Annotated in this window: 14 protein-coding genes; 5 read left to right on the forward strand and 9 right to left on the reverse strand. The window is 41.0% G+C overall.

Annotated features, from left to right (window positions below; translation table 11 throughout):
- The first annotated feature begins 12 nt into the window (after positions 1-12).
- From B9A58_RS08995 to B9A58_RS09010, 4 genes are all read left to right on the forward strand, one after another.
- Positions 13-1,158 (forward strand): transporter, encoded by a 1,146-nt coding sequence (locus B9A58_RS08995; RefSeq protein WP_084372487.1) that lies wholly within the window; start codon positions 13-15, stop codon positions 1,156-1,158.
- Positions 1,159-1,189: 31 nt separating this feature from the next.
- Positions 1,190-2,662, forward strand: a complete 1,473-nt coding sequence (locus tag B9A58_RS09000; RefSeq protein WP_084373190.1) for a vanadium-dependent haloperoxidase — start codon at positions 1,190-1,192, stop codon at positions 2,660-2,662.
- Between the two features lie 10 nt (positions 2,663-2,672).
- A complete protein-coding gene (locus B9A58_RS09005; protein WP_084372489.1) occupies positions 2,673-3,128 on the forward strand; it encodes a doxx family protein in 456 nt (151 codons plus the stop codon).
- A 132-nt stretch (positions 3,129-3,260) separates the two neighbouring features.
- A complete protein-coding gene (locus B9A58_RS09010) occupies positions 3,261-4,823 on the forward strand; it encodes a capsule assembly Wzi family protein (RefSeq protein WP_084372491.1) in 1,563 nt (520 codons plus the stop codon).
- 10 nt (positions 4,824-4,833) lie between these two features.
- Here the strand turns inward: B9A58_RS09010 and B9A58_RS09015 are convergent, their stop codons facing one another.
- The 9 genes from B9A58_RS09015 to B9A58_RS09055 all read right to left on the reverse strand — a co-directional run bounded on the left by B9A58_RS09015 (position 4,834) and on the right by B9A58_RS09055 (position 13,366).
- Positions 4,834-6,603 carry an AMP-dependent synthetase/ligase gene (locus B9A58_RS09015; RefSeq protein ID WP_084372493.1) on the reverse strand — a complete coding sequence of 590 codons (1,770 nt, stop codon included), beginning with the start codon at positions 6,601-6,603 and terminating at the stop codon, positions 4,834-4,836.
- 29 nt (positions 6,604-6,632) lie between these two features.
- Positions 6,633-7,403 (reverse strand): EcsC family protein, encoded by a 771-nt coding sequence (locus B9A58_RS09020; protein WP_084372495.1) that lies wholly within the window; start codon positions 7,401-7,403, stop codon positions 6,633-6,635.
- Complete coding sequence (locus B9A58_RS09025) at positions 7,396-8,217, reverse strand: GNAT family N-acetyltransferase (protein WP_176214734.1); 822 nt, start codon at positions 8,215-8,217, stop codon at positions 7,396-7,398. Before B9A58_RS09025 ends, B9A58_RS09020 begins: the two co-directional genes overlap by 8 nt.
- A gap of 50 nt (positions 8,218-8,267) precedes the next feature.
- Positions 8,268-8,612, reverse strand: a complete 345-nt coding sequence (locus B9A58_RS09030; RefSeq protein WP_084372499.1) for a tRNA-binding protein — start codon at positions 8,610-8,612, stop codon at positions 8,268-8,270.
- The gene (locus tag B9A58_RS09035; RefSeq protein ID WP_084372501.1) at positions 8,609-9,466 is read right to left on the reverse strand and encodes a nucleoside phosphorylase; all 858 of its coding nucleotides are present in this window, start codon (positions 9,464-9,466) and stop codon (positions 8,609-8,611) included. Before B9A58_RS09035 ends, B9A58_RS09030 begins: the two co-directional genes overlap by 4 nt.
- A gap of 69 nt (positions 9,467-9,535) precedes the next feature.
- Positions 9,536-10,174, reverse strand: coding sequence for an acetyltransferase (locus tag B9A58_RS09040; RefSeq protein WP_084372503.1), 639 nt, complete (start codon positions 10,172-10,174; stop codon positions 9,536-9,538).
- Positions 10,175-10,199: 25 nt separating this feature from the next.
- Positions 10,200-11,432, reverse strand: coding sequence for a hypothetical protein (locus B9A58_RS09045; protein WP_139793814.1), 1,233 nt, complete (start codon positions 11,430-11,432; stop codon positions 10,200-10,202).
- 3 nt (positions 11,433-11,435) lie between these two features.
- Positions 11,436-12,710 (reverse strand): DUF2851 family protein, encoded by a 1,275-nt coding sequence (locus B9A58_RS09050; protein WP_084372507.1) that lies wholly within the window; start codon positions 12,708-12,710, stop codon positions 11,436-11,438.
- A 74-nt stretch (positions 12,711-12,784) separates the two neighbouring features.
- The gene (locus tag B9A58_RS09055; protein ID WP_084372509.1) at positions 12,785-13,366 is read right to left on the reverse strand and encodes an LOG family protein; all 582 of its coding nucleotides are present in this window, start codon (positions 13,364-13,366) and stop codon (positions 12,785-12,787) included.
- Positions 13,367-13,493: 127 nt separating this feature from the next.
- Here B9A58_RS09055 and B9A58_RS09060 point away from each other — a divergent pair, with 127 nt between their 5' ends.
- Complete coding sequence (locus tag B9A58_RS09060; protein WP_084373191.1) at positions 13,494-15,281, forward strand: ABC transporter ATP-binding protein; 1,788 nt, start codon at positions 13,494-13,496, stop codon at positions 15,279-15,281.
- Positions 15,282-15,347 lie beyond the last annotated feature (66 nt).

The following is a 15,347-nucleotide window of genomic DNA, read 5'->3' on the forward strand; positions in this document are numbered from 1 at the left end:
AAAAAACAAAACATGAAAGCTAAAAGTATTGTCATACTGGCCGTATTAACTATCTGCTCTTTTAAATCTACTGCCCAGGGCTGTGTAGCAATTAGAGGGTTTAGTGGATGCTCCTCTGGATTATCCAATACATTCGGCACCTCAAAAGGTGAATTTTTCGCCAATACTGGATTTCGCTACTTCAAATCTTTTCGGCATTTTCGTGGAAACCATGAAGAAAAAGACCGCATAGAAAATGGTACAGAAGTAATCAATAAAAGCTATTTTTTGGACATTTCACTGACCTACGGCATTACAGACAGACTGTACGGCACGGTTACTGTTCCGATTACTTATCATAATCGCTCATCCATGTACGAGCATGGCGGCAATCCTCCAAATGGTCTGGGTGATAGAAACGAAACCTCTGCCCGCGGATTATCTGACATTCGAATGGGTATTGGGTATTGGTTGGTAGATCCTGCTAAAGGCAAAAAATTCAATTACGCTGTGGGGCTTGGATTGAAACTGCCAACAGGCAGCTACAACTACAAAGACAACTTTCATAATCAGGGTGACAATAAGGATGAAACGCGATATACTGTGGTGGATCAATCTATTCAGCCTGGAGATGGTGGCACAGGCATTACACTAGATATACAAGGTTATCACATCCTCTCTGAAAAAATTGTACTGACTTCTAATCTCTTTTATTTGTTGAATCCAAAAGAAACCAATGGTGTTCTCACCAGATCAGGCTCTAGCGAATTTTCATGTCCAGATCAATTTGCTCTAAGAGTAGGCTCATTCTACAACACCAAGATCCATGGCTTTAGCCTTTATGCAGGTGGCCGATTAGAAGGTGTCCCATCTGATGATCTAATAGGTGGTAGTGCAGGATATAGACGACCAGGATACGCCATATCTGTAGAACCAGGTCTCGCATATAGCAAAAATAATTTTGCTGTCAATGCAAGCATCCCCTTTGCAATAGTAAGAAATAGAGTACAAAGCTATTCGGACAAACAAATAACGGCTGAAACAGGGGAATACAGAAATGGAGACGCAGCCTTCGCAGATTACCTATTGAACTTCACATTTACCTATCGCTTTGGCAAAAAACATGGCCAAGATATGTTGAGGGACTTTGTTCCAAGCTGGAATGATGAGAAGGAATGATATTAATGAACGAACAAGTAAAACAAGTAATATGAATCGATTAATGCATTTTGCGATACTTATCGCTTTTTTGACCACGGCGTGTAGCCCAGGTCAGACCACAACTGAAAAAAAAGAAGAGCCAAGAGGCAAAGAAAATGTAGCTTATCAATGGGGGCAAATGGCCCTAAAAGCTACCGCCAATGATACCGACATGTTTAAGCCAAGACCAACAATAACCAGTAGGTTTTTGGGCTTGATTTTCACTTCCATTTTTGACGCCTGGACGCGATACGATGAAAAAGCCACACCCCTCTATCTAACAGACGTCGATAGACGACCTGCAGCTGAACTCACCACGCGCAACAAAGAAATAGCCATCAGCTATGCTGCTTACAGAGCTATGTCCGAATATTATTATTCAGATTCTACAATGTACAGAGAATTTATGGTGGAGCTTGGACTTGACCCTGATGACATGTCCTTAGATCCTACAACGCCTGTTGGTATTGGCAACTTGGCAGCCAGGGCCGTAATAGAAGGAAGAAAAGGAGATGGGTCAAATCAGTACGGAGAACTTTCTGGTGAAATGGGCAAGCCGTACTATGACTACACAGAATATGCTCCAGTAAATACAGTAGACAAAAATGTGGACATCAACAGATGGCAGCCCAAGTACTTCTCCGACGGCAAGGGAGGCAAATTTGCACCAAGCTGCTTGACGCCCTACTGGCAATTGGTAAAACCATTGATGTTAGACTCATCAAGTCAATTTCGCCCAGGACCTCCTCCAATGGTTGGCTCTGAGCAACTGGAAAAAGAAGTCAAAGAAGTGATTGATTTACAAGCCAATCTCACTGATGAAAATCGTGCCTTAGTAGAATTTATGAGAGATGGTCCAAGTTCAGTTCAGCAAGCAGGTCATTGGTTGATCTTTGCTCAAAATGTATCTATCCGCGACAATCATACACTTGATGAAGATGTCAAAATGTACTTCCTGGTAGAAGCAGTAGCCATGGATGGATTTATTGCCTGTTGGGATTCAAAAATGTTTTATGACTATGCCAGACCATACGCCTTGGTACACGATTATTACCAAGATCAAGTGATCAAAGCATGGGGAGGGCCAGAAGTCGGTATGACAGAAATGAAAGGCGAACAATGGCGACCTTATTCGCCCGAAACTTTCCTATGTCCACCATTCCCTAGTTATGTTTCAGGCCACAGCACCATCAGTGGTGGATGTGCAGAAGTACTTAAACTGTATAAAGGAGATGACAATTTCGGAACCTCAGTTGATTTGGTACCAGGTATCCTGACCGAACCAAACAACCTGGGAGATACAGTGACATTACATTTCCCAACATTTACTAAAGCAGGTGAGATGGCTGGCATCTCTAGAGTCATGGGTGGTTATCACATCCAGGCCGACAATATTGAAGGATTGAACTTAGGTAGAAATGTAGCCAGGGACATCTACAAAAAATACCTCAACCTGATTGGCGAAAGGAAAGAAACCATATAAACTTAGCGTCATGAGTGTGAAGGAAATATCAGAGAAAATAGATGATCGCCTTTTCGTCCTTGCGGACAAGTATGGTCTAGTGCTACTGGAAGCTTCCATCGGATTGATCTATTTGTGGTTTGGCCTGTTAAAATTTATTCCAAACTACAGCCCTGCTGAAATACTAGCCGCTGATACCCTAGACCTCCTGACTCTACAGTTTTTTGATAAACAAGTGATGTTGTGGATTCTCGCAAGTGGAGAGCTACTCATTGGCTTAGCGCTGATATTAAGAATCAAATCCAAATATGTGATTTGGGGATTACTTGTTCATATGGGAGGGACTTTCTCTCCCATAATTTTCTTTCCAGAACAAATTTTTACACATCCGCCATTTGGGTTCAGTATGGTAGGTCAATACATCATGAAAAATCTAGTGATCATCAGTGCTGCACTTGTGATCTATACTAAAAATTCCAGGCGATAACTGATAAGACATCCAAAATTGATCTGTTATCATAGTATTATCCTGATTACCTTTTAGTTACCTCTCTTTTCTAGCGCTTTAGTTTTCATTACAAAGAGCGAATTTTATCCATATTAAAGGATACTCCTGCTCATGAAAACCAAGTTTTTATTGTTCCTATTATTGGTCAATGCTGAATATGTCTTTGGGCAGGTCTTGTATCCTGACGACGCTCTATCTGACTATTATGATATAGTAGAGCTAAAAAATGTTGCTATGATCAAGCGTCTCAACATCCACCCAACAATGATCACCCAGTATAAGGTAGACAGTCTGGGTTGGAACCCATGGAGTGATCAGCTCACTCAAATCACTTCTGAAAACAGATATTTTCATTTATTACCCTTCAAAACTTCCGTTTTCTTTAATTCAGACTATTCACGTAGCTATAGAGATGGCCCCCTTTGGAAAGGTAAGGGACTAACTGTGAGTCTACAAGGGGGATTTACTGGTAAACATGGCATAGTGAAGTACACTTTTGCTCCACTGATTTATTATTCTCAGAATAGTCCTTATTCGCTTGCCCCTACTATGGGGCAAAACGATCCATATAATTATCAGTTTGTCAATCAAAAAATAGATTTCGTCCAGCGCTTTGGAGCGCATCCGTTTACAAAATTTAACCTTGGTCAATCAGAAATAAGAATGGTTTTGGACTGGTTTACTTTTGGTATTTCTACTCAAAATATGGTATGGGGGCCATCCCAATTTGCACCTATCCTCATGGGAAACAATGCTGCTGGAATCCCACGTGTAGAACTTGGCACCCATCACCCAGTATCCACTCCCTTAGGAGATGTAGAATTGAGCTTTTATTGGGGCGTGCTTTCAGAGTCCAATTATTTCGACAACAATTCAAAAAACAATCAAAGATATTGGTCAGGGGCAGCTTTTGGTTTCAGGCCAAGTTTTCTCCCCGATTTGTGTATTGGCCTGAATAGGGTACTGTACAAAAAAGGGGAAGAATTTGATGCAACAGATTTGAGTATCATCTTATGGAGATTTAACCCGCCAAACAACAGCAATCCACAAACTGGCAACGACGAGTATGATCAAATGGGTTCTATTACTATAGAGTGGGCTTTCACTGAAGTTGGGTTTCAAACCTATTTCGAGTTCGCCAAAAATGATTTTGGAGGGAGCCTGGTGGGCTTGGAACCTGAGCATGGACGTGGCTATACCATGGGCGCGGTCAAATTGGTAGAACTAAATAGGGACAAATTGTTAAAACTGAGTTACGAACATAGCACATTAGATCGTTCCAAATCAAACACTTATAGGGGTTATAACCGATGGTATTCACATACTTATGTACAACAGGGATATACACAAAATGGGCAGCTTATAGCTGGAGGTGGTATTGGTCCTGGCTCGAACACTGACGCATTTAGTGTCTCCTTTATTTGGAATCTGGGAATGATGTCTATCACAGGACAGCGAATTCGATTCGACGACGACTATTTTATGGAAAGCATTCTGGACAATAATCGTCACGATCAGGAATGGTCAGGAATCGTCAAATACACCAGAATATTCAACCAATATCGGTTAACTACAGAATTGGGTTTCAGTGGTCGCAGAAACATGTATTATGTGCAAAACAATGATCACTACAACTGGATGACTGGCGTATCACTTGTTAGGAAATTTCATTAGAAGTCAATTCTTAACTTGACATCATATAAATCCCTTCGATCAGTTCCTTGAATTTATCTTTTATGATTCTGCGCTTGAGCTTGAGCGTAGGCGTCAGTTCCCCTGTATCAATACCCCAAACTGTTTCTACTAATTCGAATTTTTTTATCTGTTCCCAGTTGCCAAATTCTTCATTGAATCGAGCAATTTCTGACTGATACAGTTTAAGTACTTCTGGGTGAGCAATTAGTTCCTTAGTATCTAAGGAAGTAATTCCATGATCTGCCTGCCAGTCTTTGAGGGCTTCAAAGTTAGGCACTATCAAAGCTGAAGGAAACTTACGTCCTTCCCCTACTACCATGATCTGCTCGATATAGATACTTTCCTTAAACTTATTCTCCATAAGTTGAGGAGCGATATATTTACCACCAGACGTTTTGAACATCTCCTTTTTACGATCCGTAATTCTTAAAAAACCTTCCTCTACAACACCAATATCCCCTGTATGAAACCAACCATCCTGAATGACTTCAGCAGTAAGCTCTGGCGCCTTGTAATAGCCCATCATCACATTGGGTCCTTTGCAAAGTATCTCTCCATCGTCTGCAATTTTCACTTGCACGTGATCAATTAATTTTCCCACAGCACCCATCCGTACGTACTCTGGAAATGGAGCCGTAGCGGTAATTACAGGCGAAGTTTCTGTCAAGCCATATCCTTCACAAACGGGGATTTCTGCTGCCCAAAAAATGCGTGCCAATCTTGGCTGCAGGGCGGCCGCTCCAGACGAAATGAGTTTTAATTGCCCCCCAAGTGCTTCTCTCCATTTTGAGAAAATCAATTTTCTTGCAATTTTCATTTTGAAATGATACCACCCACTAAAATCTCCATTGGGATCATACCTCAATCCCAGATCAATAGCCCAGAAGAATAACTTCCGCTTGACCAAAGGCAACTCATAGCCTTTAGATACAATTTTGTCATATACTTTCTCTAGCAATCGAGGCACACAAGTGAACATTTGTGGACTTACCTCTTTTATATTTTCACCAATGGCGTCCATGCTTTCCGCATAATATATGGAAAGGCTATTGTAGAAATACACATAAATTGCCGTTCGCTCGTAGATATGGCACATTGGCAAAAAGCTCAGGGTTCTGTCTTGCCCGGGATTCATGCATCCCATGGTTCGGGCAGACACGCCCAGCGTGTTCGAAACAATATTGTTGTGACTCAGCATAACACCCTTAGGTCTGCCTGTAGTACCTGATGTGTAGATGATAGTGAGCAGGTCTTCTGGTTCTACCTCATCCATCAAGGCTTTTACCACGGCCAAATCACCAGTAGGATTTTTATCTTTTACTGCCTTCCAGTTTTCAACGCCCTCCACCTGATCAAAGGAATATACATGCTCAATGTTCAGAGAGGCAGTTGCCGTCTTGACCTTCTCCATCAACTCCTGATCTGCTGCAAATATCATTTTGACTTCCGCATGCTCAAAAATGAACTCATAATCTTCAATAGTGATAGTCGGGTACATAGGCACAGTCACCACCCCTATTTGCTGACAGGCAAAATCTATAAAATTCCATTCTGGCCTATTGGGTGAAACAATAGCTGTTTTGTCTCCAGCTTTTAAACCTAGCGCTAGCATACCCAGGCTTAAGTCGTTTACAATTTGGATTACTTCAGCAGTGCTAAAGCCGTTCCATTGTCCAAATTCTTTATGATTCAGAGCATTGGAAAGTGGACAATTATCTTGTTGATAATAAAGGAAGTCAAATACGCGAGTGGGTGTCATCTTGTTTTTGTAGTAATTTCCTAAGATAATTATTCTGGCAATCTCAAGCTCCCTTTTTTTAGATTTTCTGAATCTATGGTTCCAGTATTTAATCTTCTCAATCTGTACGCATTCATTGCCGTTTTGCCCAGCCGATTAGTCAGCTTGTGATTGACATAAGCGCCAACTACTGCACCCACCCCAGGAATCAACTGCAGTAGCTTGGCCAAATCCAGATGATCACGATACTCTTGCTGGAAGGATCGCCAATCAAAAGCATGGATGTCTCCTGGGAGTTTATCTTTTTGAACTTCCCAGTTACTTATAATCAAATAAATTTCATTTCTCCTTTTTTGACTAGAAAAGGCCAGCTGAAATACATGGAGAATAAATAAGCGCTCTTTGTAATCTCTGGTATCCACACCATAAGTTCCAGCTATATCAAACAACATTTTCATCTTAATGGACAGCCACAACGGAAAGTCTGCCAATCCACTCACAAATCCCCCAAATCCTGTAATGGCTCCTTCTGCAGTAGCCGTGGAAGTATATTTGTTGATTTTGTCCTTCACCTGTTCCTCTATATCCATTAGTGAACGCACCTCAGTGGATGGTTTCGTGGTAAACTCTGCTCCAAACAAAACTGCCCGTGTCAGCTCTTTGATCACCTTAGTAATTACCTGATGCAAACGATTGGGGAGTAGGCTATTGATTTTAGTTTGCAACCTGCGGATAGCTGCATTCGACACAGAGGGCGTACGCTGCATCGCTCGCTGCCACTCGGCCAATTCGCCCGCAATTTTCTCTTCGTACTTAGACATTTGTCAATTGCTTTTGCATTTCGTATTGCTGAAGATCTCGCGCAAACCCAAGCGCCTCAAAAAAAAGAATGGCTCCCTCTTCTTTAGTCTCTATGTTCAGTACAGAAAGTGTTTTGCTTTCGCTCAATAAATGTGCACGGGTCAATAAGGCCGCACCTATTCCCTGATTTCTATATTTATAGTGAACTGCCAATTGAGTGATTCTTCCATTCTTTGGTTGAAAAATAACATAGCCCAAAAGGCCTTCATTTTCACGATACTCCAAAATCGTTTCTTTGGATAAATGATATCGGACCTGAGACAACTGATCCAGCATACTTGGATTTATTTCACCTAAGGACCCATATTCACTGACAGAAAACACTCTAGTCTCTTTAATCTCCAGGGTCTGATTGGCATTTTTTTTCAGGATTCCATCTTTCAGCATTAAACACTGAAAAGTTTTAGTCTTCTTGAACCCCACTTTTGAATAAGCATGAATAGCTGCCTCATTATCTATCAAGACTTCCAAAACACATTTTTCAACGCCATTACTAATTAAATCGGGCAAAATGAATTCATACATTTTAGCTGTGAGCCCCTGACCCAGATAGCCTGGGATCACTCCTGTGCCACCATTATAGGCAGCTAGTTGGCCTTCGTATTTGTTGATAGTTTGAAAAATAAACCCAACCAATTTGTCGCCAGAAAAAACACCAGGGGACAAGCCAAAATTGATATTCAACTTCGAAAGCATTCTGTCCTCAAACGCATCTCTTGACATTTTCATATTCACTTGATAATTAGAAAATGCCTCTACAAATGACCTGTGCATTTGACTAAGATCGTTTCTAGTCAGCGCTCTATAGCTTAGGGTGGACACCATCAGCAAAGCCTACTGCCATTAGGTAGTTTTCTTTCCACAGAAGAAAGTACGATATCGCCATTTGCGTCAGCAAAGCCTGTAACAAGTATTTCAGACATGAATTTCCCAATCTGTCTGGGCGGAAAATTGACCACGCATATAACCTGCCTGCCCTCAAGGTCTTCTAGTGAATAATGAACTGTAATCTGTGCACTCGACTTTTTTACGCCTATCTCTTCGCCCAAGTCGACAGTTAATTTATAGGCTGGTTTTCTGGCTTCTGGATAAGGTTCGACCGTTAGAATCGTACCTACACGTAAATCCACTTTTTCAAAATCGTCCCAACTGATTAAGTCCTGGCTCATATTCTATCTAATACCTTTTTTATCAAATCATCAACTATTTTTCCTGGCTCCTGAGCAAATTTGTGAGTGACTCTATTGGCTAAAATAGCATTGAGACTCAGCACCTCATGACCCAATATTCTGCCCAAAGCATAATATCCTGCTGTCTCCATCTCAAAATTGGTCAACCTAAAATCGTTATGTCGAAATTGATTGAGTACATCCATAAATGCTGGCAGCTTGTTCTCTGCTCGCAAAGTCCTGCCTTGAGGCCCATAGAATCCTGGGCAAGTGGCAGTGTTGCCATGGATCATATCAAAAGCCAATTGGTCTTTCAAACCTAAGGAACCAGCTACTGCATACGGAGCAAATGGCAATCCAGTTGCTGACTGCAATGCCATTGAAATAGATTGTTCTACATCCGTTTGTTGTAATTCATAATAGCACATCAACGTGTCCAGACCCACGGCCATATCAGTGGCTAAAAGCGACCCAACTGGTATATCTTCCTGCATGCTTCCAGAAGTACCTATTCTAATGATTCTTAAGCTTGTTTTTTTTTCTTTGATGGCGCGAGTGGTCAAGTCAATATTGGCCAAAGCATCTAATTCGTTGAGGAAAATCTCAATATTGTCTGTGCCCATGCCTGTGCTCATCACGGTCAGCTGCTTACCCTGATAGACGCCACGATGGGTGACGAACTCCCTGCACCTTTTTTTGAAATCCACTTGATCAAATAGGTTGGAGATTTTCTCCACTCGATCTGGGTCACCCACAGTGATGATCGTATCTGTGATATCTTCTGGTTTTAGATTCAGATGATAAACACTGCCATCAGAATTTAGAATAAGATCTGTTTCGGAAATTTGGGTCATGCGCTTTTGAAGAAAATTAATTCTTGAAAAGATAGCAAAAACTACAAGATCATAAGAGAAAAAGCACGGTTATGCGTCTACCTTTTGTGCAGGATTACCAAAGACTGTGTCCCCAGCAGCCACATCTGCAATCACCACAGACCCAGCACCTATTCTGGCATTTTTACCAATTTTGATCCCACTGACCAGCACAGAACCAGCCCCCACAAAAGCATTCTCTCCAAGCTCAACATTAGCACTTACAGTCGCTCCAGCACCTATTTGTACAAAATCACCTAGTTTGGCATCGTGATCTACTGTACAGCCACTGTGTAGTATACAATGATTGGCTAAATCTGAACCAGCCCCTAAGGTCACATTGGCGTTGATAAAATTGCCATGACCAAGTACAGCAGATTTCGCTATATGGGCAGAAGAGTGGATGGCATTTGTAGGCATCACCTTTCGCTTCTCAATCAAAGTGTTGGCAATACTCTGCTTCTCTTTGCTGTCATCAGTAGCCACGAATGCTTCACATTTTTGACCAATCAACTTCAAAAATCCCTGATCAGTAGTTTTACCCAAAACTGGAATATTATCTATTTCTGTATCATGGAGTTTTTTATCATCATCTAGAAAGCCATACACGACATTTCCATTGGATTCGAAAATTTCAAGTGCAGCTCGACCTAAGCCACCAGTGCCAAATATGATTACGGGATTTTCCATGCCGCAAAGTTAGATAAAAGAAAAATCAATTCTTTCTAAATATGGAAAGAGACTGTAGCTGATGAGTGATCAGCAAGACCACAAAAGGTATGTAGTAAACTTTGAACCGTGCCAGTGTCCCAAAATTAGGTGTCGAATAGCATAAAAATATGGACAGTGTACTGATATAAATCAACACTGACAACAACTCTGGAGTCCAGATGATCTTGTTTTTTATCCAAGAAAAGATTCCTAGGATTACTCCAGTTAGTAACAACAAATTTTCTAACCCAGATAAGGCGGCTGGGAAGGTAAAATCTTCACCAACTAACGGACGGAATATACCCGAAAACCATAAAAAGGGCATGTTGATAAGTATATCCCAAGCATTGTCAAACCAAGACAGGGTATGGATGGCTCCGTCAGGTGCCATTTGAATGTACAGATCATGGTTTTTTTTCATGATTGGCCACAGCCGTTCGTAGCTCAGATTGACACTCATCCAATTGAACAACAATAGCGCAGGAATTGTCAGCATCACAGCCAGACACATGGACCTTTTCCAGATTCCTTCCATTTTCCAATTCTTCCAGTTGATCTGGTGATACAGGATCTGATAGAGAAGCAATGGCATAAGCACTGCTGCAACATAGTACTTGAAGGATATGATAATGAACAATGAAATAATGCCTATAGAAAGATGGCCAATGTGCAACTTCCTATTTTGAATCCATGAGAAATAAACACCTATCAAAAAGGTAAGTGCTCCAAAGACTAGACTTTCCTTCAGCAATCCAGACGACCAGAATACAGTAGATGGGAAAAACAAGAAGGCCAAAATCGACGGAATCTTCAAACTCCTCCTCCACAGCACTAGTTTATTCGAAAGATAAAATGAACCCAAAAAGCTAAACATTGAAAAATAAGCTGATAGTATCCAATAATCACCATGAGTCAACCATTGAATCAGCGCCACCAAACGAGTAAAGTAAATGGCACGAAAGGGTTGGGAGCGCTCCACTGGCTTTGTCAAAGCATCAAAAAAATCAGAAAGGTTCAACCCAACCAATCTAGAAGACTCCTGGTAGTACCTGATGGTATCCCCATCCAAATAGTAGTAATAAAAAAGCATGCCCAATAGCATGCCACAGCAGATTTTGAAAAGTAAAGCAGGCCAAAAGTACCTCCTCAACACACCAGTGCGATACTTACGAAAGTACAAATAGGCGATACCCACTAGCAGGGCAATATTGATGATATAAACAAGGATTATGGACAAGAGCTAACTATTAATCAAGTTGACCCCAATTTTACAGGATAGACACTTCTTTTTCAAACAAAAATCATTTCTAAGCCCAATCAGTGACTGACTATCAAACGCATCTTTAGCCTTTAGGCCAAAACCTTCCCACATGCCTATAATATGGTTCTTTTCGGGTTTAATACTTTGTAAGAGATGGACGGCTTTAGCCATGCATTGTTCATCAGCTGTGTACTGAGCATACGCAGCCAACAATGGTGCAACTGTATTAATCAAAACGAGATCAATACTAGACTTGCCCATAGACCTAGCTGGACGCTTGCCTTCTTTACCAAAATCATAGTGCTGCTGCCAATAAGGTGAGACCTCAAAATCGAACAAAGCTAATAGCTCTTTATGATCTTGGTAATGAATAAACTGATCAAAACATTTTACATTCTTTGCAAGAAAAGCTGAAAACTGTGCTAAACGGACAGTTGGGAAATTGCCCGGCCGGAGTCGTAAAAATTTCCATTCTGCCTTCAGCAATTCTAAACCTTGCAGCTTATACTTCTTAGATAAAAAATCAAACTCCTTTTTTAGCTGTAAACTATAATCATCTATTCCTCTTTGTAGAAAACCAGCCATACCATATACAAGAGATTCTACTTGCTCTGGTTTTCCAGCATGTTTGATCAATGTTTTATGATGGAGTGACTGAGCCAACTTCAGGAATGGCTCCTCATTGGTCTTAAAACCAAAATTCTTGGCCAACAGTTGATAAGTGGTCTCCTCCCAGTCGCCCTTATTTTTTTCCATCAGGTGGAGAATCATTTCGGACTTTTGCTTCAGTCTCATCACACCCACCTGATCTAGCATGGAGGTTTTGTCGATATCTTTGACGTCATCCAGCTGCGTAGAACAAGGAATTTTTTCCGGGCTTTTGATTAGTTGATTACATCTTTTTAACAATTCTGGTTTGATACGATCTTGTAGCTCTAACACTGGAAGTGTTTGTCCATTTTTCATTTTTACCTCCGCATCGTGCTCCCAAACTACATGCAAAACCACATTATTGTAAGCTTCGTCAAGTTGATGCTTGTGCCGCTCCCAATCAGAAGATTTGAGGTGGAGCTCGATATGTCCGTACCAGGTGATTTCTCCTATCAGCAATTTTGCATTTAGAAAGTCTGGGCCGGCATCCGTATTATAATTGCCGATTGCATAGACTTGAATTGCCTGACCATCAGAAGTGGTCAACTGTACGTTTTTGAATTTTTGAAATTGCCAGATGAAGTGTAGAAACGATTCGCGCACAGGTTTTGATCTTGGTTGGTTAGAATTATTACAGCGCAGTATCTAATTTAAGGCTTGATTGGGTTAACTCAAAATCAGGTCAATCCAAGTTTTTGTTTGAATGAAGCATCTCCCAAATCAAAATCTTCCATTTTCTGTAGCAAGCCTTGCACTGTGCTGTCTGTTACAAACAGGTTTAGATTAGAAAATTTGACAAACCCCTCCTGATGCATATGATTAAATAATGCCAACAGCTGGTCATAAAACCCATTGATATTCAAAATACCAATTGGCTTTTTTACCAAACCCAGCTGAGCCCAAGTTAGTATTTCTGCCAATTCTTCGAGCGTACCAAAACCACCTGGCAAGGCAATGAAACCATCAGAATTTTCAACCATAGCAGTCTTTCTTTCGTGCATATTTTTTGTTTGTATCAATTCCGTAACATCTGTATTGGTAATTTCAACCTGATCCAAAAACTCAGGTATGATACCCGTGACTGATCCACCATTGCTCAAACAAGCCTGTGCTACTGCACCCATGATTCCGATCCTGGCACCACCATAAACCAGTCGAATCTCTCTGTCTGCCAGAGCTTTCCCTAAATCAATGGCCGCTTCCGCATAAATAACATCTTTGCCCAATGAAGACCCACAATACACACAAATACTTTTCATCTAACTAATATAGTAGTTGGATGAGAATTTTTCCCACTCCTGATAGATATCATTTCGTTTGTCCTCTTTTCATAAAAGGTTGGACGTGTGATTGGATAAAGATAAATTTGCGCAAAATTTAACAGCAATGGCCAAAGAAAAAATCAAAGCAGAAGAGAAGCGGGCACTCAACAAGGAGAATTTTGGTAAGCTCTATGGCATATTCAAATATTTACTTCCTTACAAAGCCAAATTTGTGATCGGATTAATTTTTTTAGTGCTGGGAAGTTTTTTGCTTTTGGCATTTCCTTTTATTGCTGGCAAACTCATTGACGTGGCTTCTGGCGAAGGCACCTGGTTGCTTAGCGACATCAATAGCATAGCGCTAAGTTTGGTTGTTATTCTCTTTTTGCAAGGTATCATTTCGTTCTTTCGAGTTTATCTGTTTGCTCAAGTAAGTGAAAATGCTATGGCTGATGTTAGGTTTGATCTTTATAAGAAATTACTCTATCTGCCCATCACTTTCTATGACCAACATCGCACGGGTGATTTGATGAGCAGAATGTCTTCAGACGTGACGCTACTTCAAACCACATTTTCTACCACACTAGCTGAGGTGATTCGACAAGTCGTTACACTGGTAGCGGGTATCGTAATCATCTTTGTTATTACCCCTGCGCTAAGTACATTCATGATCATGACACTGCCAATTATCATTGTTGCAGCCATGATTTTTGGTAAAAAAATCCGCAGACTGTCGCGTCAGTCACAAGACGAACTGGCAAATTCATCAACCATTGTAGAAGAAACATTACAATCTATAATAGCTGTAAAATCGTTCACCAATGAATGGTTTGAGAAAGCCAGATACAAAAAATCTCTCACTCAAGTGGTGTCGCTGGCATTAAAAACTGCCACGTTCAGAGCTGGGTTTATCTCATTCATCATTTTTGCGCTATTTGGCGGGATGGTCGCTATCCTCTGGTACGGCGCCGTTCTCCTGCAAAGTGGAGAAATGACGCTTGGAGATCTAACCTCTTTTGCCTTTTACACGGCTTTTATTGGTGGTTCCATTGCTGGAATCGGAGATTTGTTCGGGCAAGTTCAAAGAGCCATTGGGGCATCAGAAAGAATTTTAGAAATCCACAATGAATCTTCAGAGCTAGAAGAAGTTTCAGAGGAAAACCTGATAAGATTTAAGGGAGAATTGTCCTTTGATGAAGTAGCATTTCAATACCCCAGCAGAAAAGACATGCCAGTGCTTTGTGGCTTATCCATGCAAGTGGATTCTGGTGAAAAAGTGGCTTTGGTAGGTAAAAGTGGTGCAGGCAAGTCCACTATTGCACACCTTCTTATGCGACTTTATGACGGATTTGGCGGAAGCATCAAAGTAGATGGTCAAGAGATTCAATCCTATGACTTATCAGCCTTTAGAAAGAATATAGGGATTGTTCCTCAAGAAGTGATCCTTTTTGGCGGTACGATTAGAGAAAACATTGCCTATGGCAAACCGAATGCTACTGAAGAAGAAATCGAGGCTGCTGCTCAAAAAGCACATGCGCTTGAATTTATCAAGTCATTCCCAGAAGGGCTGGATACATTAGTAGGAGAAAGAGGCGTCAAGCTTTCTGGTGGACAGCGTCAACGGATTGCCATAGCTCGTACGATTTTGAAAGATCCAGCTATTTTGATCCTAGATGAGGCTACTAGCTCACTAGATGCTGAATCTGAGCAGCAGGTGCAGTTGGCACTTAATGAATTGATGAAAGGTAGAACTACACTCATCATTGCGCACAGATTAGCGACCATAAAAGAGGTGGATAGAATCTACGTGGTCGAAAACGGAAAGATCAAAGAATCTGGTGCACACAACGAATTAATAGGTGATGTCAATGGCACTTATCACCATTTGGTCAACTTGCAATTAGTCAATTAAGTACAGTAATCAGTAATAAATTTTATTATCTCCCTGATAATCATTTCCTTTGCGCCTTGTTAATTG

It is taken from the genome of Reichenbachiella faecimaris, from assembly GCF_900176375.1.
In the GTDB taxonomy this organism is placed as follows: Bacteria; Bacteroidota; Bacteroidia; order Cytophagales; family Cyclobacteriaceae; genus Reichenbachiella; species Reichenbachiella faecimaris.

What these genes read in the sequence shown, in the direction of transcription:
- B9A58_RS08995 (WP_084372487.1), top strand. Translation starts at nt 13, where the DNA reads ATGAAAGCTAAAAGTATTGTCATACTGGCCGTATTAACTATCTGCTCT.
- B9A58_RS09000 (WP_084373190.1), top strand. Translation starts at nt 1,190, where the DNA reads ATGAATCGATTAATGCATTTTGCGATACTTATCGCTTTTTTGACCACG.
- B9A58_RS09005 (WP_084372489.1), top strand. Translation starts at nt 2,673, where the DNA reads ATGAGTGTGAAGGAAATATCAGAGAAAATAGATGATCGCCTTTTCGTC.
- B9A58_RS09010 (WP_084372491.1), top strand. Translation starts at nt 3,261, where the DNA reads ATGAAAACCAAGTTTTTATTGTTCCTATTATTGGTCAATGCTGAATAT.
- B9A58_RS09015 (WP_084372493.1), bottom strand. Translation starts at nt 6,603, where the DNA reads ATGACACCCACTCGCGTATTTGACTTCCTTTATTATCAACAAGATAAT.
- B9A58_RS09020 (WP_084372495.1), bottom strand. Translation starts at nt 7,403, where the DNA reads ATGTCTAAGTACGAAGAGAAAATTGCGGGCGAATTGGCCGAGTGGCAG.
- B9A58_RS09025 (WP_176214734.1), bottom strand. Translation starts at nt 8,217, where the DNA reads ATGCACAGGTCATTTGTAGAGGCATTTTCTAATTATCAAGTGAATATG.
- B9A58_RS09030 (WP_084372499.1), bottom strand. Translation starts at nt 8,612, where the DNA reads ATGAGCCAGGACTTAATCAGTTGGGACGATTTTGAAAAAGTGGATTTA.
- B9A58_RS09035 (WP_084372501.1), bottom strand. Translation starts at nt 9,466, where the DNA reads ATGACCCAAATTTCCGAAACAGATCTTATTCTAAATTCTGATGGCAGT.
- B9A58_RS09040 (WP_084372503.1), bottom strand. Translation starts at nt 10,174, where the DNA reads ATGGAAAATCCCGTAATCATATTTGGCACTGGTGGCTTAGGTCGAGCT.
- B9A58_RS09055 (WP_084372509.1), bottom strand. Translation starts at nt 13,366, where the DNA reads ATGAAAAGTATTTGTGTGTATTGTGGGTCTTCATTGGGCAAAGATGTT.
- B9A58_RS09060 (WP_084373191.1), top strand. Translation starts at nt 13,494, where the DNA reads ATGGCCAAAGAAAAAATCAAAGCAGAAGAGAAGCGGGCACTCAACAAG.